This is a genomic window from Algihabitans albus, from assembly GCF_003572205.1.
In the GTDB taxonomy this organism is placed as follows: domain Bacteria; phylum Pseudomonadota; class Alphaproteobacteria; order Kiloniellales; family DSM-21159; genus Algihabitans; species Algihabitans albus.
In genome coordinates this window covers 1-25,386 of the sequence record NZ_QXNY01000002.1, presented here as the reverse complement: position 1 = coordinate 25,386, position 25,386 = coordinate 1, and the positions used below count along the sequence as shown (strand labels likewise).

Here is a 25,386-nt window from a genome sequence, read left to right as displayed (position 1 = left end):
ATTCCCTTGCCAAGCGGAATCTTGCAAGGCAGAAGACCCCGCTTGGCAAGCCGTTCAGCCCGATCCGGACACAGACAGCACCTCTGCCTGCTCCGAGTTCGAATGTCCAGCGTGCTCCAGCGCACTCGCATAGCTCAGGCGATAACAGCCGGACACCTCGAGTTCGGCCGTCCAGCCCGGCTCGATCGCAATGGTCGTCGTCTCTTCCTCGATCACCGCGGGACCGGCGACCTTATCGCCCGCGCCGAGCTTGCCGCCGTCGTAGACGGGCGCGTCGATCTGAACTCCATCGGCCGTGAAGATCATCGGACGGCGAGTCTTGACCGCCGCCTCGCTTCCCTGTCCCGGTGCGATCCTTGGCGGCTTCGGCTTGTCCACGCGCCCGAACAGGGTCGATTCGATGTTCACGACCTCGATCACACTGTTCGGCTCCGCATAGGTGTAGAGCTGCTCGTGGCGTCCGTGAAAGGCCTGCTTGACCTGCTCGATAGTGCTCTCGGAAATCTCGAAGTTGCCGATCTCGACCATGCACTCGTGAATCTGGCCGACATACCGCATATCCATGCTGCGCTTGATCTCGATCCGTGACCGGTCGAAACCGTCGGCCTCCAGGTGCCGGATCCCCTCGGCCTCGATCTCGGCGAACTTCTCGTTGAGCTGTCCATAGACTTCAGCGTTGTCGAGGCGCAGCGGCGCCGAGGCCATGAAGTTGTATTTCACGTCGGAGATGATCTGCCCGAAGGCGCAGAGGCCGGACGCGAGCTTCGGCACCAGGACCGAAGCCACGCCCATCTCGCGTGCGAGTGCCGTGATGTGCGCCGCGCCCGCACCGCCGGCCGCGACCAGGGAGAAATCGCGCGGGTCGTAGCCGCGCTCGACGGAGACGCGCCGAATGCCGTTGACCATGTTGTTGTTGACGATGGTAAAGATGCCGTAGGCCGCGCGCTCCACAGAGATCCCCAGAGGCTTGGCGATCTTCGTCTCGATGGCCTGATAGGCCTTCTCGCGGTCGAGTTCCATGCGCCCGCCCAGCAAGGCCGAGGGGTTTACGTAGCCGAGCACCAGGTTGGCGTCGGTCACCGTCGGGTCCTCGCCGCCATGTCCGTAACAGGCCGGGCCGGGCCGAGCTCCCGACGACTGCGGACCGACCTGCAGCAGACCCAGTTCGTCGATCCAGGCAATCGAGCCGCCGCCAGCGCCCAGCGTCTCCACCTGGATCATCGGCACACCGATACGGTAGCGCAGAAAGTCGATATTCTTGTTCACGTTGGCGCTGCCCTCATGCACCAAGGTGATGTCGAAGGACGTACCGCCCATATCGACGGTGATGACGTTGCGGATGCCGAAGGGGTCGGCTACGTAGAGACCTGCCGTGGGCGCAGAGGCAGGGCCGGAGTTGATGGCGTAGACAGCCCGGTCGCTCATCGCCTCGCCGATCGCCAAGCCGCCGTTGGACTGGAAGTAGCGCACCGGATACTTGGCCCCGAGCTCGGCGAAGTAGCGGTCGATCGCCACGACGTAGCCTTTCATGATGGGCCCCAGATAGGCGTTCGTCACCGTCGTCGATGTCCGGGTGTATTCGCGAACCTGCGGATAGATCTCCGACCCGACGGCCAGGAAGACTTCGGGCATTTCCTCGCGCACGATTTCGGCGGTCCGCCGCTCATGCGCGAGATTCAGGACCGACCAGAGCAAGGAAATCGCGACCGCCTCGACCCCTTCCTCGCGAAACAGCGCGCAGGCGGCCCGCACCGAGTCTTCGTCGAGCGGCGTGCGTACGCGACCGTCGGACAGCACTCGCTCGCGCACGCCGCGCCGCAGGTAGCGCGGCACCAGCATGGTCGCGGGCGGGTAGTCGGCATCGTAGCGATAGCCGTCCTCCTTGTGACCGAGCCGGATTTCAATGGAGTCCTCGTGCCCTTCGGTGCAGAGCAGGCCGACCTTGGCGCCCTTGTGCTGGATCAGCGCGTTCAGGCCGACCGTTGTGCCGTTGATACAGAGATCGCATTGGGAGACGATCTGCTCCGCCGTCTCGCCGGTCGCCTCGGAGATCAAGGCGAGGCCGTTGCCGATCGCCCGTGTCGGATCGTCGGGAGTCGAGGCGGTCTTGAAGAGGCGAACTTCACCGCTGTCACTGGCCAGAACGAAGTCGGTGAAGGTGCCGCCGGCATCCACTCCCAAACGGTACTTCGTGCGCATCGCTTCCCTTTCCGGCAACCGTCGACGCCTGCGCGACGCGGCTGCGCTTCCATTCGTTTCGTCACGTTCGGCGTTTCGTCGCGCGCCGCCCGGAGGTCGGACTACTCAGCAGCCACGGCACCGCCGCCGCGCAAGGCCTTCGTGGCCTCACCATCGATTTCGAGCGTCTGCGGGTCTGCGACGACCACGCCGTAGTCCTCGCGCGCGCCCTCCAGAGAGACGAGGCCGTTCTTGATATCCCAGACCACCTTGTCGACCGGCCGTTTGAAGGGATCGCCATAGCCGCCGCCACCGGGGTTCATGTTCGCCGCCCGCTCGCCGGGGTTGATGGTGGTGACGAAGTTGGTCTTCAGTTCCTCGACCGAACCTTCGCGGGTAATGTGGATCCGTCCGACCTTGCGGTCGACCAGCTTGGACTGCGCACCGGCCGCACCGGCAGCCGGCAGGCGGCGCCCTTCACCGAAGGTGATAAAGGTCATGGGCTTGTCGATCGGCTCCACTTCCCAACAGGTACCGGAACCGCCGCGGTGCATGCCGGCCCCGCCGGAATCGGTCATCAGTGAATAGCGGTGGATCACGATGGGGTAGGAGTACTCCAGCAGCTCGACGTCGCCCGAGGTCAGCGCGCCGAAACAGCACTCCGGCCCGCAGGCATGCCAGCCGTCCTGCTGTGGCGTGGCGCCAGCCCCTGAGATGATCGAGGCCAGCACCATGGTGACGTACTCCTCGTCATGGCGGGTGTCCCAGCCGGCGATGTTGCAGCCGTTGGCGTGGCCCCAGGAGGCACTGACCCGGTCCGGGGCCGCCTGCTCGAAGGCAAGGCGCACGGCATCGGTGAGAGTCTCCATCGGAGTGGTCGTGCAGTTGGCGTGGGGTGCGGGCTCGAGCGCGTTACAGATCGTCCCCTTCGGACCCATGTCCACCGAGACGCAGCGATAAAGCCCCTCGTTGTATGGCGGCGGCAACTGGGCGAACATCATCACGCCCAGATAGACGCCGGAGTAGGAGTTCCCCTCGTAGGAATTGATGAAGTAGGGGATCTGCGGCGGGCTATCGATCTTGATGTGGCAGCTATCGTCGCGGATCGTCACTTCCGCCGTGATGTCCAGATCGCCAAAGCCGTGGCCGGCATCCTCGACGGTTGCGGTGCCGGTGTAGGTGCCGTCCGGGATCTCGCGAATCAGCGAGCGGAGATGCCGGTCGGCCATATGCATCAGTTCGTCGATACAGCCGCGCACGGTCTCGAGACCGTACTTGTCGAGCAGCGCGATCAGGTTCCGCTCGCCGACCTGCACGGCGCCGAGCTGGGCGTTGAAGTCGCCCTCCTGATCGCGGCGCGCCCGCATGTTCGTGAGCAGCAGATTGACGACGTCGTAGCGCTTGACGCCCTTCTCGAAGACCTTGATCGGCGGGATGCGAAGTCCCTCGGCATAGATCTCCTTGGCGTCGGGGTTGTAGCCGGCCGGAACCGGACCGCCGATGTCGGTCAGGTGCCCCTTGCAGACCGTCCAGAAGACAAGCTCGCCCTTGTAAAACACCGGCTTGTACATGCAGGTGTCGATCAGATGGCTGCCCATGTAGGCCGGATCGTTGTGCAGGATGACGTCGCCGGGGTGGATGTCGTCGCCGAAGTAGGCGGCAACGCACTTCATTGCGGGGATCAGCGAGCCCAGATGGATCGGAATGTCCTGACCCTGCATGATCATTTCGGGCAAGTGGTTGAATAGCGCGTTGGAATAGTCGTGCGCGAGGTTGAAGACGCTCGAGCGCGCGGTCCTCTCCAGCGCCAACGTCATCTCACGTTGCGTCGTTTCCAGAACGCCGCGAACCACGGACAGGGTGATGGGATCTACGGTCGACATGACGCGCTAGCCTCCGTGTGCCTGTTGAAGGAGTGTTCGATTCAAAACTCTTGGCCCGCCATGGTCCCGGCAGGCGACTCCCCTCCCTTCCGGCGCGCGACGCCAAGCATCGCTCAGGCCCGAAGGAAATCCTGCCAGCGGCGGACGAGGTAATTGTGCTCGTCCATCGTGGAGTTCCAAACCCGGATGTGCGAGACGCGGTCCCAGTAAGACCCGCCGTTGCGCGCCTCGCCGGCCCGCACGACGGTCTGGCCGTAGGGGTTGGCCAGATCCTCCCGGGCCGGTTTTCCCAGGAACCAGTACTCCCACTCCGCCGCCGTCAAATGCCGCTTCACGGGTTCCGGAACGGAAATGTAGTAACCTTGCCGTGCCATCACGGCGCCGGGCCAGCCGGAGAGCCACCAGTTGAGGTATTCGTAAGCCGCGTCCCGCGCCCGCCCGGAGATCCGTGCCGATAGCGCCAGACAGCCATGCCAGGCCCGATAGCCTTCCTTGGGGGCGGCCGTGCGAACCGGAACGCCGGCCGCCTTGAGCGCCACGACGCCGGGCGACCAAAGGCTCTCGATCACCACCTTCCCGCTGCGCATCTGCGCGACCGCCTCGTCCACGGAGGACCAGAAAGCGCCGAAGTGCCCGGCCTTTTTTTTGGCGATCAGCAGCCTGACCAAAGCGTCGATCTCGGTGATCGAGAGATTGCCGAGGTCGCCGAACTCCATCAGCCCGGCGGCCTGCGCCGCCAAGGCCGCGTCGATCACGCCAATCGCCGGGTCGGCCAGCAACCCAACCCGACCCGCGTAGCGCGCGTCGAGCAGCCAGCTCCAACTCTCGGTCGCATAGGCCATGCCTTTGTCGATCGCATCGGTGTTGTAGCCGAAGGCATCGACGTTGTGCACACAGGGCAGCGCGACGATCCTGTCGCTCTGCTGCCAGCTCAGCCGGCTGTCCGGACGAACGTAGAGCTGACGTACCGGCGCATCGCCCTGCCCGATCGGATCTCCGGGCCGCAACGAACCGTGCTTCGACAGGTCGTTCACCAGATCCCATTGCGCGATGCGCTCGATTTCGACCGGCTGGATCGCTCCGGAGGTCCAGGCGATCTCCATGTTGTGAAACCACTGATCGTAAACGTCGAAGGCGTTCGGCTTGGTCACGGCGCTCAACTGAGCGTTGACGCCATCCAAGACGGTGAAGTCGAGGTCGATGCCGAGATCGGCTTGGGCCTGCGCGCGAATGGGCTCGATCAGCGTAACGCTGGTCCCGAGGATCCGCAGCGTCGTTCTTCCGCTGGTCTGAATGAAAGGCGCACTGACGGACGTCGATCGCTGCATGCTTGGATAAGTGGTCCCGATGATCTGTACCGTAGTCTTTACCACGGACCGGCACGGCCCAGACAGCCGCTACACACGATATCGCCGTGCGCCACCGCCTAAACCGGTTCATGCAGCCGGTCCCCAAGGCGATTGAAGGCGTTGAGAGAGCGTTCGACGGATTCGCGCGACAGCCCCCGCGCGATGAAGACCAGGCGCGAGCGCCGGTCGGCGCTGGGCCAGCGCGGCAGGTGGAGCGGTGGATGGATCAGGTGCTGCACCGCATGAACGACCACCGGGGTCGCTACATCGACCACGTTGAGAAGACCTTTGACCCGCAGCACGTCTTCGCCGTGCGCCTGGAGCAGCATGCTCAGCCAGATCCCGAACGCCGTCCAATCGAGCGGCCGGTCGAAGGTCAGCGCGAAAGCGGAGATGTCGGCGTCGTGCCGGTTGACGTCGGCGGGGCGATCGTGAGCGGAGTGATCGTGAGCCTGCTCGTTGCCGGCACCGCGCCGGCTACGTCGGGGATCCGGCAGTTCCGAGGCTTCGGCCTCCAGCCACCGCGCCACCTCGGCGGCTTTATGCGCCGGATCGTGCAGGTCCTGAGCCAGCAGCAGTTCGGGGTCGATCGCCGCATTGTCGGCTTCGCTCAGCACGGCCGCCGGATTGAGCCGCTTCAGCCGGGCGCGCAGGGCGGCAATACGACCGCGCGCGGCCAGATCGACTTTCGTCACGACGAGACGGTCGGCGATTGCCGCCTGCTTGACCGATTCAGGCTGTCGATCCAACTGGCCCGCGCCGTTCACCGCATCGACCGTGCAGATGATGTTACCCAACCGGAAGTGGTTGCAGATCACCGGGTCGGACAGCAAGGTCGAAACGATCGGCACCGGATCGGCCAGGCCGGTCGTTTCGATCACCAGGCGCTTGAACTGCGGGATCTGGCCGCGCGCGCGCCGAGAGTAGAGATCGCGCAGCGAGTCCTGCAAATCGCTTCGGATCGTGCAGCAGATGCAGCCACTCCGAAGCAGCAGGACACCTTCGTCGACCTGCTCGATCAGGTGGTGGTCAAGCCCGACCTCGCCAAACTCGTTGATCAGAACGGCCGTTTCGGCAAAAGCAGGACTGGCCAGCATGCGACCGAGGAGGGTCGTCTTGCCGCTACCCAAAAATCCGGTCAAGACATTGACCGGCAATAGACGGATCTCGCGATCACTCTCGCTCACGGCCGCCCTCTCATCCGCGCGCATCCACTGCCTGCTCCAGGCGCGTCACGACTTCGGGATCCAGTGGGTCCAGCTTGCGCCCGATCATCTGCTCAGCCGTCGGCCAGACCGCCATCAGATCTCCAACCATCTCGCTGCGGCCAGTCCGGCTCGAAACGACGAAGCTGGTGCCTTGAAAGTCCGAGAGGTCGAGTGCGAAGCCTTGCAGCACTTCATTGACCAAGCGGACTCGGTAGAGCCGTTCTCCGCGACGTGTGCGCCCGCCCGCGCCGTCACCGAAGGCCTCCGGGCTGGCGTGAGAGTCGCTCCAGTGCGTGGCGCCGAGAACGCCGCATAGGCCGCACATGCCTTACCTCCTGGAGGTCGACCGGCGGACGCGCGCAAGACGATGCGCCCGCCGGTTGGACAAACCCCTACTCCGCCGCCTGCTTCTGACGCGGATGACGGGCAACGAAGTCGTCGGCGATGTCGTTCATCGTCATGAACTCCACACCCGGATGCTTGATGATGTGCTCGTACAGTCGCTCGAGCATCATCAACACCTGCGGCCGGCCGGAGACGTCGGGATGAATCGTCATGGTGAAGGCCGCGTAGTCCATCTCGCGATAGACCCAGTCGAACTGGTCGCGCCACATCTGCTCGATATCGCGCGGATTGACGAAACCGTGACTGTTCGGCGCCTTCTTGATGAACATCATCGGCGGCAGGTCGTCGAGATACCAGTTGGCCGGGATCTCGATCAGATCGGTTTCCTCGCCGCGCACCAGCGGCTTCATCCATTCCTCGGGCGTCTTGGAGAAGTCGATCTTGGTCCAAGAGTCGCCGACGCGGACGTAGTAGGGCGTGAAGTCGTTGTGCATCAGGCTATGATCGTACTTGATGCCTTTCTTGAGCAGCAGCTCGTTCGACACCCGGCTGAACTCCCACCAGGGCGCGACGTAACCGGTGGGTCGCCGTCCGCAGAGGTCGGTGATCAGGTCGATGCACTTGTCCATGACCGTCTCTTCCTGCTCAGGCGTCATGGCGATCGGGTTCTCATGGCTGTAGCCGTGCATGCCAATCTCGTGGCCGGCCTCCGCCACCGCCTTCATCTGCTCGGGGAAGGTTTCGATCGAGTGGCCGGGAATGAACCAGCTCGTCTTGATTCCCCAGCGGTCGAACAGCTTGAGCAGACGCGGCGATCCCACTTCGCCCGAGAAGAGACCGCGCGAGATGTCGTCCGGCGAGTCCTCGCCGCCGTAGGACCCGAGCCAGCCGGCAACGGCGTCCACGTCGACACCGAACGCGCATTTGATCTGTTTGGGCATTGGTCGTCTCCTTCCTTTCAATCTTGCAGTACCGTGAGGCGGTGACTTCTCGCCAGCCAGGTCAGTCGACCTGTCTTCCTGGCGTCCGTTCTCATCGGCTTCGTTCTTGCCTCTTCACGCGTCCTCCCGGTCGCAGCCGCTGCCCGAGGAAGCCCACAAATCAGTCCGCTCCAACGGCGCGCTCGAACGCGCGGCCGTAGGTCAACAGTCGCTCGTCCTCGCCCCCCGGAGCGGAAACCAGAATGGAGGTTGGAAGGCCGAGCGGATCCCGGCCGTTCGGGATGGCCAGTCCGCAGGTGCCCAGGAAATTGCCGATCATGGTATTGCGCAAGGTCTTCAGGTTCGCGCGATGGAACAGCTCCTGGTCTTCGTCCAAAGGCGCGGCCTCCGGCGCGGTGTGCGGACAGGTCGGCATGACCAGCAGCGCGCCGGCCAAGGCGACATGGAGCTCCTGGGCCAGGCGCTTGCGCGCCTCCTGCACCTCGATCACGTCGCGTCCGCTCATGGTCTTACCCCCCAGGATGCGCGCGACGACGCGCGGGTCGATCGCGTCGACGTCCGCGCTTTCGATATGGCGATAGTGCACCTGATAGGCTTCGACGGCGGTCAACGAGCCGTAGTCCACGGCCACCCGCTGAACCTCCTCGAGCAGGTCGAGCTTGCGGTGCTCTACTTTCGCACCGGCCTCCGAGATACGGTCGAGCGATCGCTCGAAATTGGCCGCGACCGCCTCGTCCAGATCTTCCTGGACGACGTTGGTTGGCACGACCAGGCGCAACCCCCGCAAGTTCGCCTGCGCGAAGCGCCCCGGAATCTCGCCGCGCAGAGCGGCGTCGAGCAGAATGCAGTCCTCCACACTGCGCGCCAGGGGACCGACCGTATCGAGCGTATGCGACAGCGCAAAACACCCCTGTTTGGGAATACGCCGCTCCGAGGTCTTAAGACCGACGACGCCGTTGAGCGCGGCCGGGATACGAACGGACCCGCCCGTATCGGTACCGATGGAACAGGGCGCCAGTCCCGCAGCCACGGCCACACCGGAGCCGGAGGACGACCCGCCGGCCACCCGCGCGGTAATCGCGTCGTTGGGATTGCGCGGGGAACCGAAATGCGGGTTGAGGCCGAGCCCGGAGTAGGCGAACTCGGTCAGGTTGACCTTGCCGAGCGCAACCATCCCCGCCGCCGAAAGATTAGAAACCGCCGCGGCATCGACCTTCGCCGGTGGGGCCTCGCGGTAGAGTTGCGAACCGGCCGTGGTCCGCTCGCCGGTCATGTCGAACAGGTCTTTCCAGGCCACCGGGACACCATCCAGCGGACCCAGCGGCCGACCCGCGCGATGCCGCTCGCGACTGGCCGCTGCCTCGCTGCGGGCGCGCTCGGGCGTGACCCTTATGAAGACGGTCGAGTCCCCGTAGGCAGCAATCCGCTCCAGAAAAACCTCGCAGACATCGACGGCGTCGTAGAGGCCGGCGGCGATTTGTCGGCCGAGCGCGGCCGCGGAAAGATGGGATGCCTGTGCCGGATCCGTCATCGCATTCACGAGCCCTGCCTGATGACGGTTGCCTCGTTGGGTGCCCAGCCGACGAGAACCGGCGCGTCCAGCCGGGTCAGTTCGTCGGCGTACTTGCTGACGTGGCTGTCGACTTGCAGGCTGCTGCCGTTGTCGAAGCGCACGGTCATGGAAACGGTATGGCCGACCAGGGTTGCATCGGCGACCCGGCCCCGAATCAGGTTGCCGGCATAGGACCCTGCAATCGCCTGCTCGTCTGCGGAGTTACCGGGATGCACGTCGATCGCCTCGGCGGGTACGACGATGCTGGCCGGCGCTCCGACCCCGAGGTTCGGGTCGTTGAGCGTCCCGCGCAGAGGACCGAATCCCGTATCGAGTACCGCGTCGCCAGCCCCCACTGCGCTCAGCTTGCCGTCGAGAATGGTGTTGCGGCCGATGAAGCGCGCCACGAAGGGCGTCTTTGGCCGCGTGTAGAGCTCGTAGGGATCGCTGATCTGCTCGACGTTGCCGCGGTTCATCACGATCACACGGTCGGACAGGATCAGCGCCTCGGACTGGGCATGGGTGACGAAAATGAAAGTCACGCCCAACGTACGCTGCAGGAGCTTGAGTTCCTGCTGAATCGACTTGCGCAGATTGGCATCGAGCGCACCGAGCGGCTCGTCGAGCAACAGGATATCCGGTTCCACGACCAGACCCCGGGCCAGGGCGACGCGTTGACGCTGACCGCCGGACAAACCGCCTTCCCGGCGATCAGCAATGTCGAGCAGATCGAGCTTGTCCATGATGCGCTCGGCCTTGTCGTGCCGCTCGGCCTTTGACAAACCCTTGACGGCCAGTCCGTACTCCACGTTCTGCCGCACGTTCATGTGCGGAAAGAGTGCGAAGTTCTGGAAGATCGTAGAGGTCGGACGTTTTTCCGGCGGCAGTTCGTTGATGCGCTTGCCGCGCACCCGCACCTCGCCGTCGGTGATCTGCTCGAAGCCGGCGATCATCCGCAGCGTGGTTGTCTTGCCGCAGCCGGACGGGCCGACGAAGGAGACGAACTCGCCCCGCTCGACCTTCAGGTCGAACCCCGACACGGCGACCGTGCCATCAGGATAGACCTTGCGAAGCCCCGCCAGTTCGAGATCGTAATCCATCGTCGCGCTCGCTTGAAAAAGGAACCGCTTGGCGGCAGCCTGACACCCGCTTGTTGCGCCGGCTGCCGCCATTCGGACAAAGGAATTCCAGGCGCCGTCAGGCGTTCAGGAACTCGTCCCACTTCTGAATCAGATAGTCGTACTCGTCCGGCCACTGATGCCAGTAGGCGACGTTGGACGCCCGCTCGGCCAAGGAGCCGCCATCGCGCAGGTCGCCTTCCTGAATGCCGCGCTCCGGGGCGCCGACCCAGGGCTTACCCTCGTACCAGAAAGCATACCTGTCCGGATCCATGACCTGCTCGATGTTGGTGGTGGGCGAGTAGTAGCCCTGCTCGGAGACCGTGATCGCCGGAGGACCGGACAGCCAGTAGTCGGCATAGGCCATGACGGCCTCCCGGTTCGGCGTGCCTTCGATCATGGTGATGCCGATCGACCAGGCGCGATACCCTTCCTTCGGCACCGCGTACTGGCAGGGCGTCCCCTGGGCCTTGACCGCCATGACGGCCGGCTGCCAGGCATCGCAAACCACCATCTCGCCGGAGGCCAACAGGTTCACCAGTTCGCCGAAATCGCCCCACAGCGCGCGGAACTGACCGTCCTTCTTCTTCGAAATCAGGAACTTAGATGCCTCGTCGATCTGTGCCTGGTCGGGATTGCCGGGGTTGTCGATCTCGATCATGCCCATCGACTTCATCGCGAGCAGAGCCTGGCCGAAGGCGATCAGGGGGTCCGTGTTGAGGCCGGAGCGACCCTTCCACTTCTCGTCGAAGATCGCGGTCCAGGTGTTGGCTTCCTCCGCCGACACGACATCCGGGTTGTAACCGATCGAATCGTAGTTGTAGACGGTCGGCACCATGTAGAGTTCGGACTGCGTCTCATCCGTCCAGATCTGGCCGACGATCTGCGCACTACGGTCCCATTTCGGATCGGCCTGAGTGAAGGTGTCGCGGATGTTCCCCCAGTTCTTCAGTTCGGAGGTCGCGATGGGATCGACGTTCTTGGTGATGACCATCGCCGGCAGACGTTCGCCGATGATCTCCCAGCAGTCGAAGTCGGTCGAACCCGACAGAATTCGCGTCTGGGCATCCGGAAAGGTCGCGGCGGTGCCTCTGGTCTCGCCGACGCCGGAGGTCTCGCGGAACTCGGCCAGGATGCGTTCCTGCACCGTTACCGACAGACCGATGGTGCGAAGCTCCTGATCGGCGAGTGCCGCGGCGTGGGCCTTGCGGGAATTGAGAAAGGGCGTGCCGCCGCCCATGGCGAGCGCCATCGCCCCGACGCCGAGGCCGGCCTTGGCGGAACCCGCCAGCAGGCTTCGACGGGAAACCGATTTATTCAACATATCTTTCTGACTCCCTGAACAGTGGAAGCGTTCGCTTCCCTTTGGTTATCTCCCAAGTGACCGTCAGCGCCCTGCCGCGCCGCTCAGTAGCGGCCGACCAGCAGACCTCCATCGACCACGACGGTCTGCCCTGTCATGTAACGGGCAGACGACGACGCCAGAAAAACGATGACGTCGGCGATGTCCTCTGGTTCTCCGACGCGGCCCAGAGGAATGAATTCGGCCGCCTTCTCCAACCCGGCCGGTCCCAACGAGTGTTCTTCCGACAGTGCCTGAGCGGTGCGGATGTAGCCGGGCGCGATGCCATTGACTCGAATGCCGGCCCGGGCCAGCTCGACGGCGAGACCGCGCACCAGCCCCACGACCCCCGACTTGGCGGCCGAATAGTGGACATGCTCGTCCCAGCCGTAAGCCACGCCCATGATGGAAGAGAGCGCGACGACCGCACCGGAGCCGGCCTTGCGCATGCCCGGAGCGGCAGCCCGCACCACCCGCATGATCCCCTTCAGATCCACATCGAACGTGAGATCCCAAGTCTCGTCGCTCATGGTCTCCAGCGGTGCCTTGTGGGCGATTCCGGCGTTGGCGACGAGCACATCGAGCGGACCGTGGTCTTCCTCCACCGCGGAAACGACCGTTTCGGCATTGGCCGTATCCGTGACATCCAGCCGCCGAAACTCGGCCGTACCGCCCTTGGCGACAATCTCTTCGGCCACCGCCTGCCCTTCCCGCTCCAGAATGTCGGTCACGATCACCCGGTCTCCGGCGGCTCCCAGCGCGAAAGCGGCAGACCGGCCGATCCCGATGCCGGCACCGGTAATGAGGGCTGTACGTTGCGTCATTCGCCGTCGTCGTCTCCCTAGAGCATCACGTCGCCGGAGTTCGGGCCGAGGGTCTGTCCGACGTAGAGCGCGGCGGCCGGCGACGCCAGGAACGCAACCGTTTCGGCCACGTCTTCCGGCTCGCCGAAGCGGCCGAGCGGCAGTTCAGCGGCCTTGGCCCGGCGCCAGTCGTCCGACAGTCCGAGCACCAGGTCGGTGTTGATCGGACCTGGCGCGACCGCATTGACGCGCACACCGCGCGCGCTGAGTTCACGTGCCATTGCCTTGGTCAGGCCGATGATTCCAGCCTTGGCTGCGGCGTAGTGGCAGAGGTCCAATCCGCCGATCTGGCCGAGCTGCGACGCCACGTTGACGACCGTCCCCCTTCCCTCTTCCAACATCTGCGGAACGGCACGCCGGGCACACAGGAAGGTGCCGCGCAGATGGACGGCGATCATGCGATCCCACTCCGCGATTTCCAGCCGTTCGAACGGTGCCTGATGAACGAAACCGGCGTTGTTGACCAGCAGGCTACAGGGACCGAAGACCTGCTCGCAGCGTAGAAAAAGGCTCTCGACGTCCTCGGGGCTGGACACGTCGCCGGCCAGGGCTGCGGCCCGCCCGCCGGCGGCGGTTATCGCGGCCGCGACCTCCGCCGCCGCCTCGGCTCGCAAATCGTTGAGCATCACCGCGGCGCCGTCGCGCGCGAGCCGCTTCGCAACCGCGCGGCCGATCCCAGCACCGGCGCCGGTGACCAGGGCGACCGTGTCGGCGGCAAGGGAGGGCATGGCGCTCGCCGCGGCGTTCACTCGATCTCCTCCTGCACGGCATTTGCCTTCTTGGCGCGCCGCACGGACAGCGCCATGAGAGTTCCGAAGATCGCGAGCACGGTGAAGGAGAAGAGCGTCGTCAGCACACCCACCGCGAAGATGTTGGGATGGATCTCGACCGCAAAGGTGCCGTAGATCGCCAGCGGCAGGGTCAAATCGGCACCTGCGGAGAACAGAGTGCGCGGGAACTCGTCGTAGCTGAGCGTGAAGGCGAAGAGCATGGCGCTCAAAACGCCGGGAAAGATCTGCGGCAAGGTGATCCTGCGGAACGTGGTCGCCGGCGGAACGCCAAGGCTCCAGGCTGCCTCCTCGATCGAACGGTCGAAGCGGTTGAAGATCGCCAGCATCACCAGGAAGGCGAAGGGAAAAGTGTACATGACGTGCAGCACGAAGGCCGTACCCCACCAACTGCGGTCGATGCCGAGGTTCGTTGCCACCAGGGCCATGCCGAGGCCGACCAGAACGCCGGGCACCATCATGCCCAGGACAACGAGATAGAAGACAAAGCCCGATCCCCGGAACTTCCGCCGGAAGGCCTGGGCCGTAATGGTGCCCAGCACGGTCGAAACGACCATCGTCGCGAAAGCCAGGCTCAGCGACCGGATCAATGCGTCGCCGATCGGCAGGGGCGCGATGCGCGACGGCGGCACCAGACCGAAGATATGGCGGTACCAGTAGCTCGACCACTCGATGATCGGAAACTGCGGACCGCCTTCGGGACCTTGCTGAAAACTCAGCAATCCCATGACCAGGAAGGGTCCGTAGAGGAAGCCGACAAAAAGGACCGTAAAGACGCCGAGGGTCCAGGCCAGGGCTTTCCGGTTTTCCATGGCCTAGAGTTCCTTACGCAGGTTCACGACCCGCAGCAGCCCGGTGATCACCAGCGCCATGAGACAGGTCAGAATGACGCCGCACACCGCGGCGAAAGCCCATTTCAGCGAGCCGACCTGGGTCACGATGATATTGCCGAGCAGGTTGGTTTTGCGTCCCGACAAGGCGGCCGAGGTCGCGAACTCGCCCAGCACCATGACCGAGACGAAGATCGCGCCGACGACGACGCCGGGCATCGAGAGGGGCAGGATGACGGTGCGAAAGATGCGCCAGGTGCTGGCGCCCAGGTCGCGCGCCGCCTCGATCAGGCTCTGGTCGATGCGCGAGAGCATGAAGGCGATGGGGCCGACCATGAAGACCACGTAGATCTGGGTCATGCCGATGATCACGCTGAACTCCGTGAACAGCAACTCGTCGATCGGCTCCGAAATGATACCGAACTGCTGCAACACGATATTCACGGCGCCCTGCTGGCCGAGCATCGGCCGCCAGGCGAGCACACGGATCAGGAAGGAGGTCCAGAATGGGATCACGCAGAGCACGAGAACGCAGATCTGCAGCGTCTTGTTTCTGATGAAGAGACCGATGAACAGAGCCACCGGGTAGCCGACCAGCAGCGTCGCCGCGAGCACGATCAACCAGATCCGGATGGTGGTCAGCAGGGCGCCGAAGTAGGTTTCGCTGGAAAAGAAGGTGACCCAGCTGCTCAATGTCAGCGTCGGCTCGATGGTGAAGGTGGTCTGAGTCCAGAAGCTGACGTAAACCATCATCAGCATCGGCACGACCAGGAACAACAGCATCCAGATGGTGCCGGGTGCCAGCAGAAGCAGTGTGCCGAGGCGGTACTTTCGGCGCGCGCGGCTCGCCGTTTCCTCCATCGCCGCCGATGTTGAGGTCTCCGCCGGCGGGACAACTGCCTTCGACACGGTCATAGCTCGCTATCGTTCCTCGATCCGCCGTGGCGGTATCCGTTGCACATCCCGGGCTGGAAGCACCGGACGAAATCTTCAAGCGTAGACCAGCGCCTCTTCGCGCGGCCAGGCGAGCGTGTAGAGATCGCCTTCGGTGAAGGCATCCGGTTTGCGGTGGGACAGATGGTACTCCACCTCAACCACCTTCTCGTCGGCGAGGCGGAAGAAGTAGATGATCGCCGACCCGGAGTATTCGCTGGTGATGTATCTGGCCGGGAGCTGTGCCAGACTGGCTGCCGCCGATCCTTCCGGAACCGGCGCGTCGGTCGCACCGTTCTTCGCACCCTGCATCCCACGGACCTGAATCCGGTCGTAGCGGATGCAATAGGAAGCGGCGTCGCGATTGGTCGGCACGCTGTCCGGCAGCGGAAGTTCACCGCCCGGAAAGGCGAAGCCGCCCCCATCGGTCAGCTTGCCTTCGAAAATGTTGTAGCGGTTCAAAAAGCGCGCCACGGCAGCCGAGTTCGGGCGATTGTAGACCCTGTCCGGCTCATCGACCTGCAGCGCGCGACCTTGGTCGAGGACGACCACGCGGTCGCCCATGGACAAGGCCTCCAGCTCATTGCCCGTGACATGCATGAAGCTGATGCCGAGCAGCTTGCGGATGCGCCGCAGTTCGACCGTCATGCGCTGCCGCAGGTTGGCGTCGAGCGCTCCCAGTGGCTCGTCCAGCAGACACACCCGGGGATTGACCACCAGCGTGCGGGCCAAGGCAACGCGCTGCTTCTGCCCGCCGGAGATTTGTCCCGTCATGCGATCGCCAAGGTCCGCCAATCCGACGAGGTCGAGCATCTCGACAACGCGACGGCGCACATCCGCTTCGTTTTTGACCGGATCGCGCTGACTGTAGCGCAAGCCGAAGGCGACATTGTCGAACACCGTCATATGCGGAAAGAGCGCAAAGCCCTGGGACACGAAACCGATACCCCGCTCGTGCGGCGGCACGCCGTTCAAGGACTGGCCGTCGAGCAGAAGCTCGCCACGGTCGGCGACGTCGAAACCGGCAATCAGGCGCAAGAGCGTGGACTTGCCTGAGCCCGAGGGCCCAAGCAGCGTCAGGTACTCGTTGTCACGGAGATCCAAAGACAGGTCCTGCAGCGCCGGCTGACCATCGTAGCGCTTCGTCAAACTCCGCGCTTCCAGCATACCCCACTCCCCATTCGAGCACTTCCCTGCCGCAGCGGTGCCGCCGGTGCCCACCTTCTACGGGGGGCTTGCAGGTCGTCTTATCGTCGATTTCGGCCGCGTCCGGCACAGTCCGTGCAGCTCATTGTGGGAAAGCTAGCTTAAAATGATTTTTGCGTGCAATCTTCTTTTTATCCAAAAACCTGTTTGCGCAACTCTTGGCTCATAGGCCCCTATCACGTAATATAATTATAAAAGAGACGCAAACATGGACTAATTCACCCAGAAGTCGAACGAGATTGGCGCCGATGGTTCTTGTATTTTTGATTTTTGCATACTCTGATGAATTATTCAGGCGAATCAAAGGTGAAGGAGTCGAAAGACCGGGCAGACCACCGAGGGGTTGCATCGATACTCATCCCTCGGGGGTGAAGTCCAACCGAGAAAATGCGACTTCAGATTGCTTTTTCACCGGCCAAACCTTCGGGCGTCCGCGACAGCCTGCAACGCCAGGGTGTTGTGGCGTCGGAACCCGCGATCACCCCGCCGATCCGTCGATCGGCCTCTCCGCTCGAGCGAACTCGAAACCCTTTTCATGGCAGACAGCGCAAAACTAGGAGCGCTTGACGAGAGCGCGCCGCCGGTCGCTCCCTTGCCGCTCTACGAGATCGTGCATCGGGTCTTGCATCAGCACATCTCCGAACGCCGTCTACCCGTAGGACTGGTGTTGCTGGAGGGGCCGATCGCCGAGATTTTCGAGATCAGCCGCGCGCCGGTCAATCGCGCACTCCGACTCCTTCATGAAGAGGGTCTGATCCAGCGCTTCGAGGGGCGCGGCTACCTGGTCCCTGGCCGTGACCATGGGGCGGAGCCCTTGCGCGTCGACATCCGAGAGGCCGGTTTGACGCTGCCCTCCGCTCTGAGCGAAGAGTTGATCCAGCGCACCTCCTGGGAGCGGATCTACGACGCCGTGGAGGCGGAAGTCGGCTCGGCGCTCGCCTTCGGCCGTTATCGGATCTTGGAGACGCGCCTTGCCGACCGCTTCGGCGTCAGCCGTACCGTGGCCCGAGAGGTGCTGGGCCGCATGCAGGAGCGCGGTTTGGTCGAGAAGGGGACGCGTCCGCACTGGATCGTCGGCCCCCTTACCGCTAAGGCAATGCGAGAACTCTACCGGATGCGGCAACTGCTCGAGCCGCCGGCCTTGATCGAGGCCGCTGAGCGGATGTCGGTGCGGGAAATCGAAGACCTGAGGGATCGGCTGTTGGAGGTCGAGCACCGGTTTCCCCATGTCGACGGCGAGACGATCGGCAGCCTGGATGAGGATCTGCATGTTACCTGCGTGCTGAACATCGACAATCAGCGCCTCAAGAGCGCGATCCGGCAGTGTCACCTCCCGCTGGTGACGAACCTCACCTTTCTGAAATACCTTGGAATGCCTGACAGGCTGCCGGAACTGCAAGAGCATAGACTTGTCTTCGAGTTGCTGATCGCCGGCTCTGTCAACGCGGCGGCGGCAGCCCTGGACGACCATCTCGTGCGCTCACTGGAGCGAGCCCTGAAACGCTTGCAGGTTCTTTCGGTCATCCCGACACCGGAACTCCCGGACTATCTCGTGCCGGCCGATTGAAGCGTGAGACGCGCGACGTTCTTGTGAGTTTTACGGCTCTTCCCAATCTCGCCACAGGCAAGCGAACAGGTCTACTGGGTGAGTTCGCGAAGCGACAGGACCCATACCGCGCGACTGGTGCGGCCCGGCAAGCGTCCCGCGCGCACGCGGCGCAGTCCCTCCTGCGAGGGACCCGGTCAGGCCGCTGTGCTGCGGCGGCGTGCCCGCTTCCCCGCAAAGGCATGGAACCTAAGTTTCTGAAGCAGCGAAAGACGATCGACGAAGAGCTTGCCGACAAGATGGTCCATCTCATGCTGCAGGCAGACGGCTTCCATACCCGCCAGATCTCGCTCGAAGGTACTGCCTTGCCGATCCTGTGCCCGGACTCGAACCGCCGTCGCTCGCACGACGTTTCCGACGACACCGGGCAAGGAGAGACAGCTCTCTTCAACGAGGCCCCAAGCACCCTTGGACAGAATCTCCGGGTTCACGAAAGCCTGCGGAGCCGAACCATCGCCCGAGAGGTCCATCACCAGGACTGCACGGCGATCGTCGACCTGTGGCGCTGAAAGCGCGATCGCCTTCGTCAATCGAAGGGTCTCGATCATATCTTCGATCAGTCGAACCAGATTCTCATCGAACGTCGTCACCCTGCGTGAAGGAAGGCGTAGACGCGGATCCGGATACTCGAGAATATCAAGTCGTCTCATTGCAGCATCCCATCTCGAGTCTCAATCGGATCGATCGGCTTCCGTAGGTTGACGGACATACTGCGCGGGCCAACGCCAAATCTGCGACCGGCCCTCTCGCTGCTTTGGATCAGTGAGCCAATAGCCACGATTGTGACAAGCAGCAGGATGACCTCCAACGCATAGACCGTAACGTATCCTGCGGCATCTCCAAACTCGCCGAACGACCCGGTCACGTCCACCACGGCGTCGACGAGATCGCGGATGGTACCGCCAAGCGCCATCGCGACGCCTGCAGCAGTTGCCTGCACCGCGCCCCAGGCGCCCAGCGCGAGACCGGCCTGATCCCTCGGCGCTTGGTTCATCGTCGCAGTTAGCGTTCCGTGGCCAAAAACCGCGGCGGCGAAACCGATCAGGAAATTGCCGAGCAGAAAAGCCGCGGAAAGCCCGGTCGGCGCCGCAAGAATGACACATGCGAAGGCCGGCAGACCCAAGAGAGCGCCATAGCGGGCCATGCGGTAGGGATCGCCCCCTTGCCCCAGAGCACGGGAGGCAAACGCGAAGCCCAGCAATCCCCCAAGCGCGAGGAGCGCCGTGAGCTTCGTCGTCTCGGCGACCTCCCAGTTCAAGACTTGGCCGCCGAAGGGTTCGAGTAAGATGTCCGCCATGCCGAACGCCATCGTCCCAAGCCCGACAACGACGAGACGGCGCACCGCATGCTCACCCGTGCAGAAGCGCGTCCAGGATGCGCGGAATGTCGGGTCCGGCGCCGCTGGCGCTGCGCCGCGTGGGGGGCGTCGCGTCTCCTGCTTCCACACCGCCACCATGTTCAGCACTATACAGGCCACGGCTGCCCCCTGAACGACCTGAACCAGCCGTCCCGGCGTAAAGTCCGCAAGCAGCGCTCCGAAAACCAAAGCGCTGACCATCATGCCGATCAGGAGCATCACGTACATCATACCGACGACCCTGGGATGGGACTTCGGCGGCGTGAGGTCGGTTGCCAACGCCAGACCCACCGTCTGAACGATGTGCGTGCCGGCCCCGACGAGAAGAAACGCCAGGGCGGCTGCCGATTGGCCGATCCAGATGGGGGCGGTATCCGCTTGCCCCTTGCCGGCAAGAACGAGCAAGGCGAACGGCATGATGGCGAAACCGCCGAACTGCAGCAGCGTACCCCTCCAAATGAAGGGGACCCGTCGCCAACCAAGTTCGCAGCGATGCGTGTCAGAACGGTGGCCGATGAGGGCACGGCAGGGCGCGAAGACGAGCGGCAGGGCGATCATGATGCCGACCACCGCCGCAGGCACTCCCAATTCGACGATCATGACACGGTTGAGGGTCCCGACCAGAAGAACCAGCGTCATGCCGACGGAGATCTGGAACAGCGACAGGCGGACGAGGCGCCCAAGCGGTAAGTCCGACGTGGCGAGATCGGCAAAGGGCATGTAGCGGGAACCGAGCGATTCCCACACAGTCATCAACCGTCGACCCAAGTATCTCATTTGCTCTCTCGCGAGCGCGTACCTGCTGGAGCAGACCAACGGACAGGAAGAACCGGCACCCTGCTCGGCCGCGATCCCAACTCTATCTCTACCTGCGTCTGATCAGCGTGCCGATCCCAAGTAGTGATGAGAAGGGCGCGGGATTTCGCGTCAGCATCGGGAAGCCGAAGCTCCGCGTCCACGATCGTTTCCTGGCCGAAAGCGTTCGCATCCCGACGGAGGAGGAAAGTGGCGCCGGGTTGTTGCTAAGCAGCGGCAGACCAAAGCTCGACCTCCACTCGCGCTTACTGTCGCTCAGGACTTTCATGCCGAACAGCGACGAAAGCGGTGCCGCCTTCCGGCTTAGCAGGCCAAACCCGAAGAGAGAGGAAAAGAACCAAGACGCACTCTTCAACTCACTGACCGGCGCGGCGCGGCTCAAGGTTGGAAGACCGAGCAGATCGGAGAAGGGCGAGGGATTTCTCGGATAGTAGGCCGGCAGGGAATCGCTGTCGACCGCACCACAGTTCTCCATGATCTCGATGGCCTGTTGCGCGAATCCGAAGTTCGTCGCGACAGCCACCAGCGACCGCCCTCGCTGCAGATTCCGAACGCAAACCGAAATGTGACGGCCTGCCAGGAGCCCGTCCCCGACTGCTGCGCGAACCATCGCTTCCGGATCCGGTGGCGACGAGGAATACTCCCCTGCCGGGCTCCGTTCTCCGGACAGCACCCTAAGCTTGCCGAAGCCAGCTTCAGACAGCTTCGCAGCCGCTTCGTGCGCGACTGCCTCAGACTCGAAAATCCGTACCGTTGGCGTCATGCCTGCTCTCCCATGAAGACCGGCAGGTGCTCCGGACTCTTGCGCCACGCAGTGTATGTCGCTCGCGAGTCGGAGTCCCTGCCGCGCCTCAGTCTTTAGAGAACACCGATATCCACTGTCAGCCGCCCTGGAAGAAGGCGGCAAACCAGGAGGTGTTGTATAGAAGCGAGAAGTGCACCAGAAGCGAAATTAGGGCGACACTCCCGAGGAACAGCGGCAGACCCACCGTCGGATTGACGACACACCAGATTCTTCCTTGGTTCATGACTCAATCTCCCCTCAGCCACCCCATGGCGTAAACAGCCACGCCAGCAGGTGGGCAATCAAAGAAATGAAGAAGAACACGCGCGCACCATCGATGATGTGCTTATGCAGCTCTTCCGATTCCCTGATCGTCAGGCCAGTCGGCCAAATCCGATCAGGGTCGTCCAAGTCGGCCGTTTGTATCTCGTGGGCCATTGGAGTTTTCTCCTCTCACAATCTTGCGCACCCACCAACTCCTTCGGCAGGTCTTCAGATCCTAGTCGTACTGTAACAAAGTGTCAATATAAGATGACATTAATATGTGTAATGTAAACTTTACAGTTGAGCTGGATTACTCAGGCAGACCTGAGAGGCGCGCAGAGGTCACGCGGCAGGTGACAGGCTGTGGAGAGGCTCCGATACCCGGCTGGCTGATTGCTGCACGACAGGGCATCCAACTGTGGCCGGCGACGCGTTTGCAACCAGTCCTGACGATGGCGCTTGCCTTGCGCATGCGCATAACTGCTCTCGCCGAGCGATGACGCTGTCGGCGGATGATATAGCGTTCAAAAGTTGCAAGGTCTGCCACACCCTCGGAGAAGGTGCCCCCGTCCCGGCTTGGGGCCGGCCCCGGACGTGCGGCGGAACCGCTTCGGCTACGCATCGTTTCTTTGAGCAGGATTCCACTCGCCCTTTCCACGGGCTTGTCACTCAGCGGCTTTGCCATAGATGATAACACTGTAGATATCTGTGAATCACTGGGGACTGCTTCATGCCTGTGAACAAGTATCTTGCGACGGCAGCCACGCTGCTTTCTCTCACCGCCGCACCGGCTCTCGCGGAAGGCGATCCCGCCGCCGGCGAGCAGGTGTTCAACAAGTGCAAGGCTTGCCACACCATCGAGGAAGGTGGTCCACCCCGTGTCGGCCCCAACCTCTATGGCGTCTACGGGCGCGCCGCCGGGACGAGCGAAGCTTTCGCCGCACGCTACTCGAAGGGCCTGCAAGAGGCCGACTTCACCTGGACCGAGGAGACGCTGCCGTCCTACCTGACCAATCCGCGAGAAATCATTCAGGGCAGCCGCATGGCCTTCCAGCTCCGCGACGAGCAGGAAGTCGCCGACGTCATCGCCTATCTCAAGACCCAAGGCGGCGAGTAAGTCGAGGCCCGACAGCCCAAGGCCAGTGAGCTAGGGCCAGTGAGTCAGAGCCAATAACTCCGCCCTCCCCCGGCCGGGCTACGCTCGGCGGGAGGAGTGGTACGACCGTCGCTCCCAACCTTGGCCGTGAGGCCGTTCAGAAGCGGATTTCGAAACGACAGACCTGTGCGCCGGAAGCCTGGCAGTCGATTTCGACACCGTAGGCGTCGGCGTCGACCAGCTTGCGAAACAGCCGCTCGAAGGTGGCAGTATAGTAGTCGCAGAGCGGGCTATCAGCCGTGACGCCACGACAAAGTGGGCCGTCGAAGACCGCAAGCCGCGCCGGCCGTCCGCCCCGGCCGACGAAGACGCCGCTCCCGACAAAAGTCCAGGCGTTTCGGCCGATCGCCTTGACCAGAAGATGGGACGCCAGGCGCCGGGGCAGCAGTCTCAGGGCGATCTGCGCCACCCTGGGAATGCGATGCGCCAGCAGGTAGTCGGCGGTGCGGCGACCCGCCTCCCGCGCTACGGCCTGCGCAGTCCGCAGTCCGAGTGAACGCCGCAGATGGCCATGGAGACGGACGGCCTCGAGCTCGGGAACCAGCGACTGCGGCGGAACGGCAAGACGGTGCGACAGTCCGGCCCCCGCGAAGAGCAAAGCCGTTCTCTCGGCACCGACGGTAACCTCCAAAGCCGAGGCGACCTGGATCAAACTGTTTGGGCCGATCCGCGCGCCGGCGCGGCCAGCGAGGGGTGAACAGCAGGGCCCCGCCTCGGCAACGCCGAGCAGGCTCTCTGGGTTGGGCGCAGCTTCGGGCAGATCTTTCGCGCAAGTCTGGGACATCGTCTTCATTACGCCGGACCGGAGATCGTCTCGCTCTTTTCGAACATCTGAGCCATCGCTGCGTCGCCGAGTTGCTCCTTGCCGCCACCGCAGGCCATCGCGGCGGCAGCCGGCACGGAGACACCCAGCCTCTCCGCCTCGCGGCGTTTGCGGGCGCGGGTGGCCTCGGCATCGGCGCGTTTGCGGGTGGCATCCTGTACCGCGCGCCAATCGGCGGCACCGGCGGCGGTGGCTTCAACGGGCTTGAGTACTCCCTGGCCGCGGCTCGTATCGAAACCGAAATCGACCGATGCCTTCGATTGCGGCCCCCAATAGCCGACCCGGCCGAGGTCGTAGAAGGTCCGTTGCACGCCCGACTTCAGGAAGGCCTTGAGGCAACCGAGCTTGTAGTTGCGCTTCTGCCTGTTGCGGATCCAGGGATAGCTCAGGAAAGACTTGCGCATGTAGAAGCGCCGGTAGTTGTTCATCACCCGGTCGAGCAGCTCTTCGCGCTCGAGCGCCTCCGGTTTGATGATCGGCGTCACGAAGTTGTACTTCTCGTAGTCGAAGATTTCGACCTTCTCGCCGAGTTCCTGGAAGAGGTCCGAGAAGGGCCAAGGCGTATACATTGCCCAGTTGGCCATATCGGGCTTCCAGTCGAGCGCCATGCGGTAGGTCTCTTCCAGCGTCTCGGCCGTCTCATTCTCCAGACCGACGATGAACTGCGCCTCGGCGACGATCCCGTGCTTGCGCAGCAGTTCGATCGCCTTCTTGTTCTCGGCGACGGTCGTTTCCTTGTTGAAGCGGTCGAGTTTGAGTTGCGCCGCCGCCTCGGTACCGAGCGAAACATGAATTAGGCCGGCACGTCGATAGAGCGGCAGGTACTCCTCGTCGCGCAGAATATCGGTGACGCGGGTGTTGATCCCCCAGCGCACCGGCAGGTCGCGGCGCTCCAATTCTTCGCAGAACTCGATGAACTTCTTGCGGTGAATCGTAGGCTCTTCGTCGGCAAGGATGAAGAAACCTACCCTATGATCGCGCACCAGGGTCTCAATCTCGTCGACTACCTTTTTCGGCTCGCGCACGCGATAGTTCCGCCAGAACTTCCACTGGCTGCAAAAGCTGCAGGTGAAGGGGCAGCCGCGCGCCATATTGGGGATCGCCACACGAGTCCCGGTCGGAATGTAGACGTACTTGTCCCATTCCAACACGCCCCAATCCGGCTCGATCTTCTCCAGATCCTCGACCGGAGGTTCCGCCGGCGTGGCAACAATCTTATCCCCCTCCGCGAAGGCGAGACCACGGATCTCGCGGGCCGCGGCCGGCCAGCGGCCCGCCTCCACCGCCCGTGCCAGATTCTGGATCACCGCTTCACCCTCGCCACGCGCGATCACGTCGATCCAGGGCGCTTCGCTCAGCACCTGCTGATACATGAAGGTCGCATGGATGCCGCCCAGCACCGTAACGCAGTCCGGGTGCAGTTCCTTGGCGATCTGAAGCGCACGTTCGGCCTTGTAGATCGAGGGTGTGATCGCCGTGGCGCCGACCAGATCCGGTTTCTGCTCGGCCAACAGCGCACGAAGCAGCTCCTCCGAGAGGTCGTCGGTCATGGCGTCGATGAAGTGGATGTCGTCGTAACCCGCCGCCCGCAAGGCACCCGACAGATAGGCAGCCCAAGCCGGCGGCCAGTTTCCGGCGATTTCCGCGCCGCCCGAGTGATAGTTGGGGTGGATGAGAAGGATACGCATGGACCGGACCTCCCTACTGCGGACTGTCCGATTTGCTTAACAGCGAAAACGTCAATTCACATTGACATGCGTCAGAGAAAGCCAGGAGGCGTACGTCGGAAAACTTCGGACCGATAAGCGACAGAAGGGGCGACGAAAAAGTGAGGGGCCGCTCTGTAAACAGAAGCGGCCCCCAAGGTCCGCGGCGCGGTGAGGTGCGCCGCAAAGACCGGACGACCGAGGACTACTCCGCCGCCGTCCTGCAAAGCACGTCCATCTGTTTCCAGATGGTTGTGAGGGCTGTTATGAGATTGTCGAGGTCCTGGTCGCTGTGGAGCGGTCCGGGTGTGATGCGCAGGCGCTCGCTGCCGCGCGGG

23 protein-coding genes are annotated in these 25,386 nt (G+C 63.4%); 2 read left to right on the top strand and 21 right to left on the bottom strand.

From position 1 onward, the window contains the following. Positions 1 to 54: 54 nt before the first annotated feature. The 14 genes from capA to DBZ32_RS01520 form a co-directional block, all read right to left on the bottom strand. Positions 55 to 2,199, bottom strand: a complete 2,145-nt coding sequence (gene capA / locus DBZ32_RS01585; protein ID WP_119165383.1) for a caprolactamase subunit alpha — start codon at positions 2,197 to 2,199, stop codon at positions 55 to 57. A gap of 101 nt (positions 2,200 to 2,300) precedes the next feature. Further along, the gene (gene capB, locus DBZ32_RS01580; RefSeq protein WP_119165382.1) at positions 2,301 to 4,061 is read right to left on the bottom strand and encodes a caprolactamase subunit beta; all 1,761 of its coding nucleotides are present in this window, start codon (positions 4,059 to 4,061) and stop codon (positions 2,301 to 2,303) included. A 113-nt stretch (positions 4,062 to 4,174) separates the two neighbouring features. After that, on the bottom strand, positions 4,175 to 5,389 hold the full coding sequence (locus tag DBZ32_RS01575) for an ABC transporter substrate-binding protein (RefSeq protein WP_119165381.1): 1,215 nt from the start codon (positions 5,387 to 5,389) through the stop codon (positions 4,175 to 4,177). A 98-nt stretch (positions 5,390 to 5,487) separates the two neighbouring features. Next, the gene (locus tag DBZ32_RS01570; RefSeq protein WP_235829951.1) at positions 5,488 to 6,597 is read right to left on the bottom strand and encodes a CobW family GTP-binding protein; all 1,110 of its coding nucleotides are present in this window, start codon (positions 6,595 to 6,597) and stop codon (positions 5,488 to 5,490) included. Between the two features lie 10 nt (positions 6,598 to 6,607). Beyond that, the gene (locus DBZ32_RS01565; RefSeq protein ID WP_119165379.1) at positions 6,608 to 6,943 is read right to left on the bottom strand and encodes a hypothetical protein; all 336 of its coding nucleotides are present in this window, start codon (positions 6,941 to 6,943) and stop codon (positions 6,608 to 6,610) included. A 67-nt stretch (positions 6,944 to 7,010) separates the two neighbouring features. After that, a complete protein-coding gene (locus DBZ32_RS01560) occupies positions 7,011 to 7,904 on the bottom strand; it encodes a polysaccharide deacetylase family protein (RefSeq protein ID WP_119165378.1) in 894 nt (297 codons plus the stop codon). A 160-nt stretch (positions 7,905 to 8,064) separates the two neighbouring features. Then, the gene (locus DBZ32_RS01555) at positions 8,065 to 9,435 is read right to left on the bottom strand and encodes an amidase (RefSeq protein WP_119166295.1); all 1,371 of its coding nucleotides are present in this window, start codon (positions 9,433 to 9,435) and stop codon (positions 8,065 to 8,067) included. Positions 9,436 to 9,440: 5 nt separating this feature from the next. Continuing rightward, positions 9,441 to 10,556 carry an ABC transporter ATP-binding protein gene (locus tag DBZ32_RS01550; protein WP_119165377.1) on the bottom strand — a complete coding sequence of 372 codons (1,116 nt, stop codon included), beginning with the start codon at positions 10,554 to 10,556 and terminating at the stop codon, positions 9,441 to 9,443. A gap of 97 nt (positions 10,557 to 10,653) precedes the next feature. Further along, positions 10,654 to 11,898 carry an ABC transporter substrate-binding protein gene (locus DBZ32_RS01545; protein WP_119165376.1) on the bottom strand — a complete coding sequence of 415 codons (1,245 nt, stop codon included), beginning with the start codon at positions 11,896 to 11,898 and terminating at the stop codon, positions 10,654 to 10,656. 83 nt (positions 11,899 to 11,981) lie between these two features. After that, positions 11,982 to 12,740, bottom strand: a complete 759-nt coding sequence (locus DBZ32_RS01540) for an SDR family NAD(P)-dependent oxidoreductase (RefSeq protein ID WP_119165375.1) — start codon at positions 12,738 to 12,740, stop codon at positions 11,982 to 11,984. Between the two features lie 17 nt (positions 12,741 to 12,757). After that, positions 12,758 to 13,528, bottom strand: coding sequence for an SDR family NAD(P)-dependent oxidoreductase (locus DBZ32_RS01535; RefSeq protein WP_208539074.1), 771 nt, complete (start codon positions 13,526 to 13,528; stop codon positions 12,758 to 12,760). After that, on the bottom strand, positions 13,525 to 14,379 hold the full coding sequence (locus tag DBZ32_RS01530) for an ABC transporter permease (RefSeq protein ID WP_119165374.1): 855 nt from the start codon (positions 14,377 to 14,379) through the stop codon (positions 13,525 to 13,527). Before DBZ32_RS01530 ends, DBZ32_RS01535 begins: the two co-directional genes overlap by 4 nt. 3 nt (positions 14,380 to 14,382) lie before the next feature. Continuing rightward, positions 14,383 to 15,306 (bottom strand): ABC transporter permease, encoded by a 924-nt coding sequence (locus DBZ32_RS01525; RefSeq protein ID WP_208539073.1) that lies wholly within the window; start codon positions 15,304 to 15,306, stop codon positions 14,383 to 14,385. Between the two features lie 81 nt (positions 15,307 to 15,387). Beyond that, positions 15,388 to 16,497 (bottom strand): ABC transporter ATP-binding protein, encoded by a 1,110-nt coding sequence (locus tag DBZ32_RS01520; RefSeq protein ID WP_119165373.1) that lies wholly within the window; start codon positions 16,495 to 16,497, stop codon positions 15,388 to 15,390. Between the two features lie 574 nt (positions 16,498 to 17,071). On the opposite strand from DBZ32_RS01520, the gene DBZ32_RS01515 reads away from it, so the two are divergent. Then, entirely contained in the window at positions 17,072 to 18,103 is a 1,032-nt protein-coding gene (locus tag DBZ32_RS01515) for a GntR family transcriptional regulator (RefSeq protein ID WP_119165372.1), read from the top strand. A gap of 176 nt (positions 18,104 to 18,279) precedes the next feature. On the opposite strand, the gene def is transcribed toward DBZ32_RS01515, so the two are convergent. The 5 genes from def to DBZ32_RS01490 all read right to left on the bottom strand — a co-directional run bounded on the left by def (position 18,280) and on the right by DBZ32_RS01490 (position 21,537). After that, entirely contained in the window at positions 18,280 to 18,792 is a 513-nt protein-coding gene (gene def / locus DBZ32_RS01510; RefSeq protein ID WP_119165371.1) for a peptide deformylase, read from the bottom strand. After that, on the bottom strand, positions 18,789 to 20,252 hold the full coding sequence (locus DBZ32_RS01505) for a PucC family protein (protein ID WP_235829950.1): 1,464 nt from the start codon (positions 20,250 to 20,252) through the stop codon (positions 18,789 to 18,791). The genes def and DBZ32_RS01505 overlap by 4 nt, the downstream gene beginning before the upstream one ends. Positions 20,253 to 20,364: 112 nt before the next feature. Further along, positions 20,365 to 20,838, bottom strand: coding sequence for a hypothetical protein (locus tag DBZ32_RS01500; RefSeq protein WP_162906507.1), 474 nt, complete (start codon positions 20,836 to 20,838; stop codon positions 20,365 to 20,367). A 358-nt stretch (positions 20,839 to 21,196) separates the two neighbouring features. Next, complete coding sequence (locus DBZ32_RS01495) at positions 21,197 to 21,343, bottom strand: light-harvesting protein (RefSeq protein ID WP_119165368.1); 147 nt, start codon at positions 21,341 to 21,343, stop codon at positions 21,197 to 21,199. 14 nt (positions 21,344 to 21,357) lie between these two features. Further along, entirely contained in the window at positions 21,358 to 21,537 is a 180-nt protein-coding gene (locus DBZ32_RS01490; RefSeq protein WP_119165367.1) for a light-harvesting protein, read from the bottom strand. Positions 21,538 to 22,093: 556 nt separating this feature from the next. Between DBZ32_RS01490 and DBZ32_RS01485 the strand changes: the two genes are divergently transcribed. Next, the gene (locus DBZ32_RS01485; RefSeq protein WP_119165366.1) at positions 22,094 to 22,480 is read left to right on the top strand and encodes a c-type cytochrome; all 387 of its coding nucleotides are present in this window, start codon (positions 22,094 to 22,096) and stop codon (positions 22,478 to 22,480) included. A 136-nt stretch (positions 22,481 to 22,616) separates the two neighbouring features. Here DBZ32_RS01485 and bchJ read toward each other — a convergent pair whose 3' ends face one another. Then, positions 22,617 to 23,303, bottom strand: coding sequence for a bacteriochlorophyll 4-vinyl reductase (gene bchJ / locus DBZ32_RS01480; protein ID WP_119166292.1), 687 nt, complete (start codon positions 23,301 to 23,303; stop codon positions 22,617 to 22,619). A gap of 8 nt (positions 23,304 to 23,311) precedes the next feature. Then, positions 23,312 to 25,030 carry a magnesium-protoporphyrin IX monomethyl ester anaerobic oxidative cyclase gene (bchE, locus tag DBZ32_RS01475; protein WP_119165365.1) on the bottom strand — a complete coding sequence of 573 codons (1,719 nt, stop codon included), beginning with the start codon at positions 25,028 to 25,030 and terminating at the stop codon, positions 23,312 to 23,314. Between the last annotated feature and the right edge of the window lie 356 nt (positions 25,031 to 25,386).

Bases quoted from the DNA above. Each gene is read 5' to 3' on its own strand.
- capA (WP_119165383.1), bottom strand. From the start codon at position 2,199: ATGCGCACGAAGTACCGTTTGGGAGTGGATGCCGGCGGCACCTTCACC.
- capB (WP_119165382.1), bottom strand. From the start codon at position 4,061: ATGTCGACCGTAGATCCCATCACCCTGTCCGTGGTTCGCGGCGTTCTG.
- DBZ32_RS01575 (WP_119165381.1), bottom strand. From the start codon at position 5,389: ATGCAGCGATCGACGTCCGTCAGTGCGCCTTTCATTCAGACCAGCGGA.
- DBZ32_RS01565 (WP_119165379.1), bottom strand. From the start codon at position 6,943: ATGTGCGGCCTATGCGGCGTTCTCGGCGCCACGCACTGGAGCGACTCT.
- DBZ32_RS01560 (WP_119165378.1), bottom strand. From the start codon at position 7,904: ATGCCCAAACAGATCAAATGCGCGTTCGGTGTCGACGTGGACGCCGTT.
- DBZ32_RS01555 (WP_119166295.1), bottom strand. From the start codon at position 9,435: ATGACGGATCCGGCACAGGCATCCCATCTTTCCGCGGCCGCGCTCGGC.
- DBZ32_RS01550 (WP_119165377.1), bottom strand. From the start codon at position 10,556: ATGGATTACGATCTCGAACTGGCGGGGCTTCGCAAGGTCTATCCTGAT.
- DBZ32_RS01545 (WP_119165376.1), bottom strand. From the start codon at position 11,898: ATGTTGAATAAATCGGTTTCCCGTCGAAGCCTGCTGGCGGGTTCCGCC.
- DBZ32_RS01540 (WP_119165375.1), bottom strand. From the start codon at position 12,740: ATGACGCAACGTACAGCCCTCATTACCGGTGCCGGCATCGGGATCGGC.
- DBZ32_RS01530 (WP_119165374.1), bottom strand. From the start codon at position 14,379: ATGGAAAACCGGAAAGCCCTGGCCTGGACCCTCGGCGTCTTTACGGTC.
- DBZ32_RS01520 (WP_119165373.1), bottom strand. From the start codon at position 16,497: ATGCTGGAAGCGCGGAGTTTGACGAAGCGCTACGATGGTCAGCCGGCG.
- DBZ32_RS01515 (WP_119165372.1), top strand. From the start codon at position 17,072: ATGGCAGACAGCGCAAAACTAGGAGCGCTTGACGAGAGCGCGCCGCCG.
- def (WP_119165371.1), bottom strand. From the start codon at position 18,792: ATGAGACGACTTGATATTCTCGAGTATCCGGATCCGCGTCTACGCCTT.
- DBZ32_RS01505 (WP_235829950.1), bottom strand. From the start codon at position 20,252: ATGACTGTGTGGGAATCGCTCGGTTCCCGCTACATGCCCTTTGCCGAT.
- DBZ32_RS01495 (WP_119165368.1), bottom strand. From the start codon at position 21,343: ATGAACCAAGGAAGAATCTGGTGTGTCGTCAATCCGACGGTGGGTCTG.
- DBZ32_RS01490 (WP_119165367.1), bottom strand. From the start codon at position 21,537: ATGGCCCACGAGATACAAACGGCCGACTTGGACGACCCTGATCGGATT.
- DBZ32_RS01485 (WP_119165366.1), top strand. From the start codon at position 22,094: ATGCCTGTGAACAAGTATCTTGCGACGGCAGCCACGCTGCTTTCTCTC.
- bchJ (WP_119166292.1), bottom strand. From the start codon at position 23,303: ATGTCCCAGACTTGCGCGAAAGATCTGCCCGAAGCTGCGCCCAACCCA.
- bchE (WP_119165365.1), bottom strand. From the start codon at position 25,030: ATGCGTATCCTTCTCATCCACCCCAACTATCACTCGGGCGGCGCGGAA.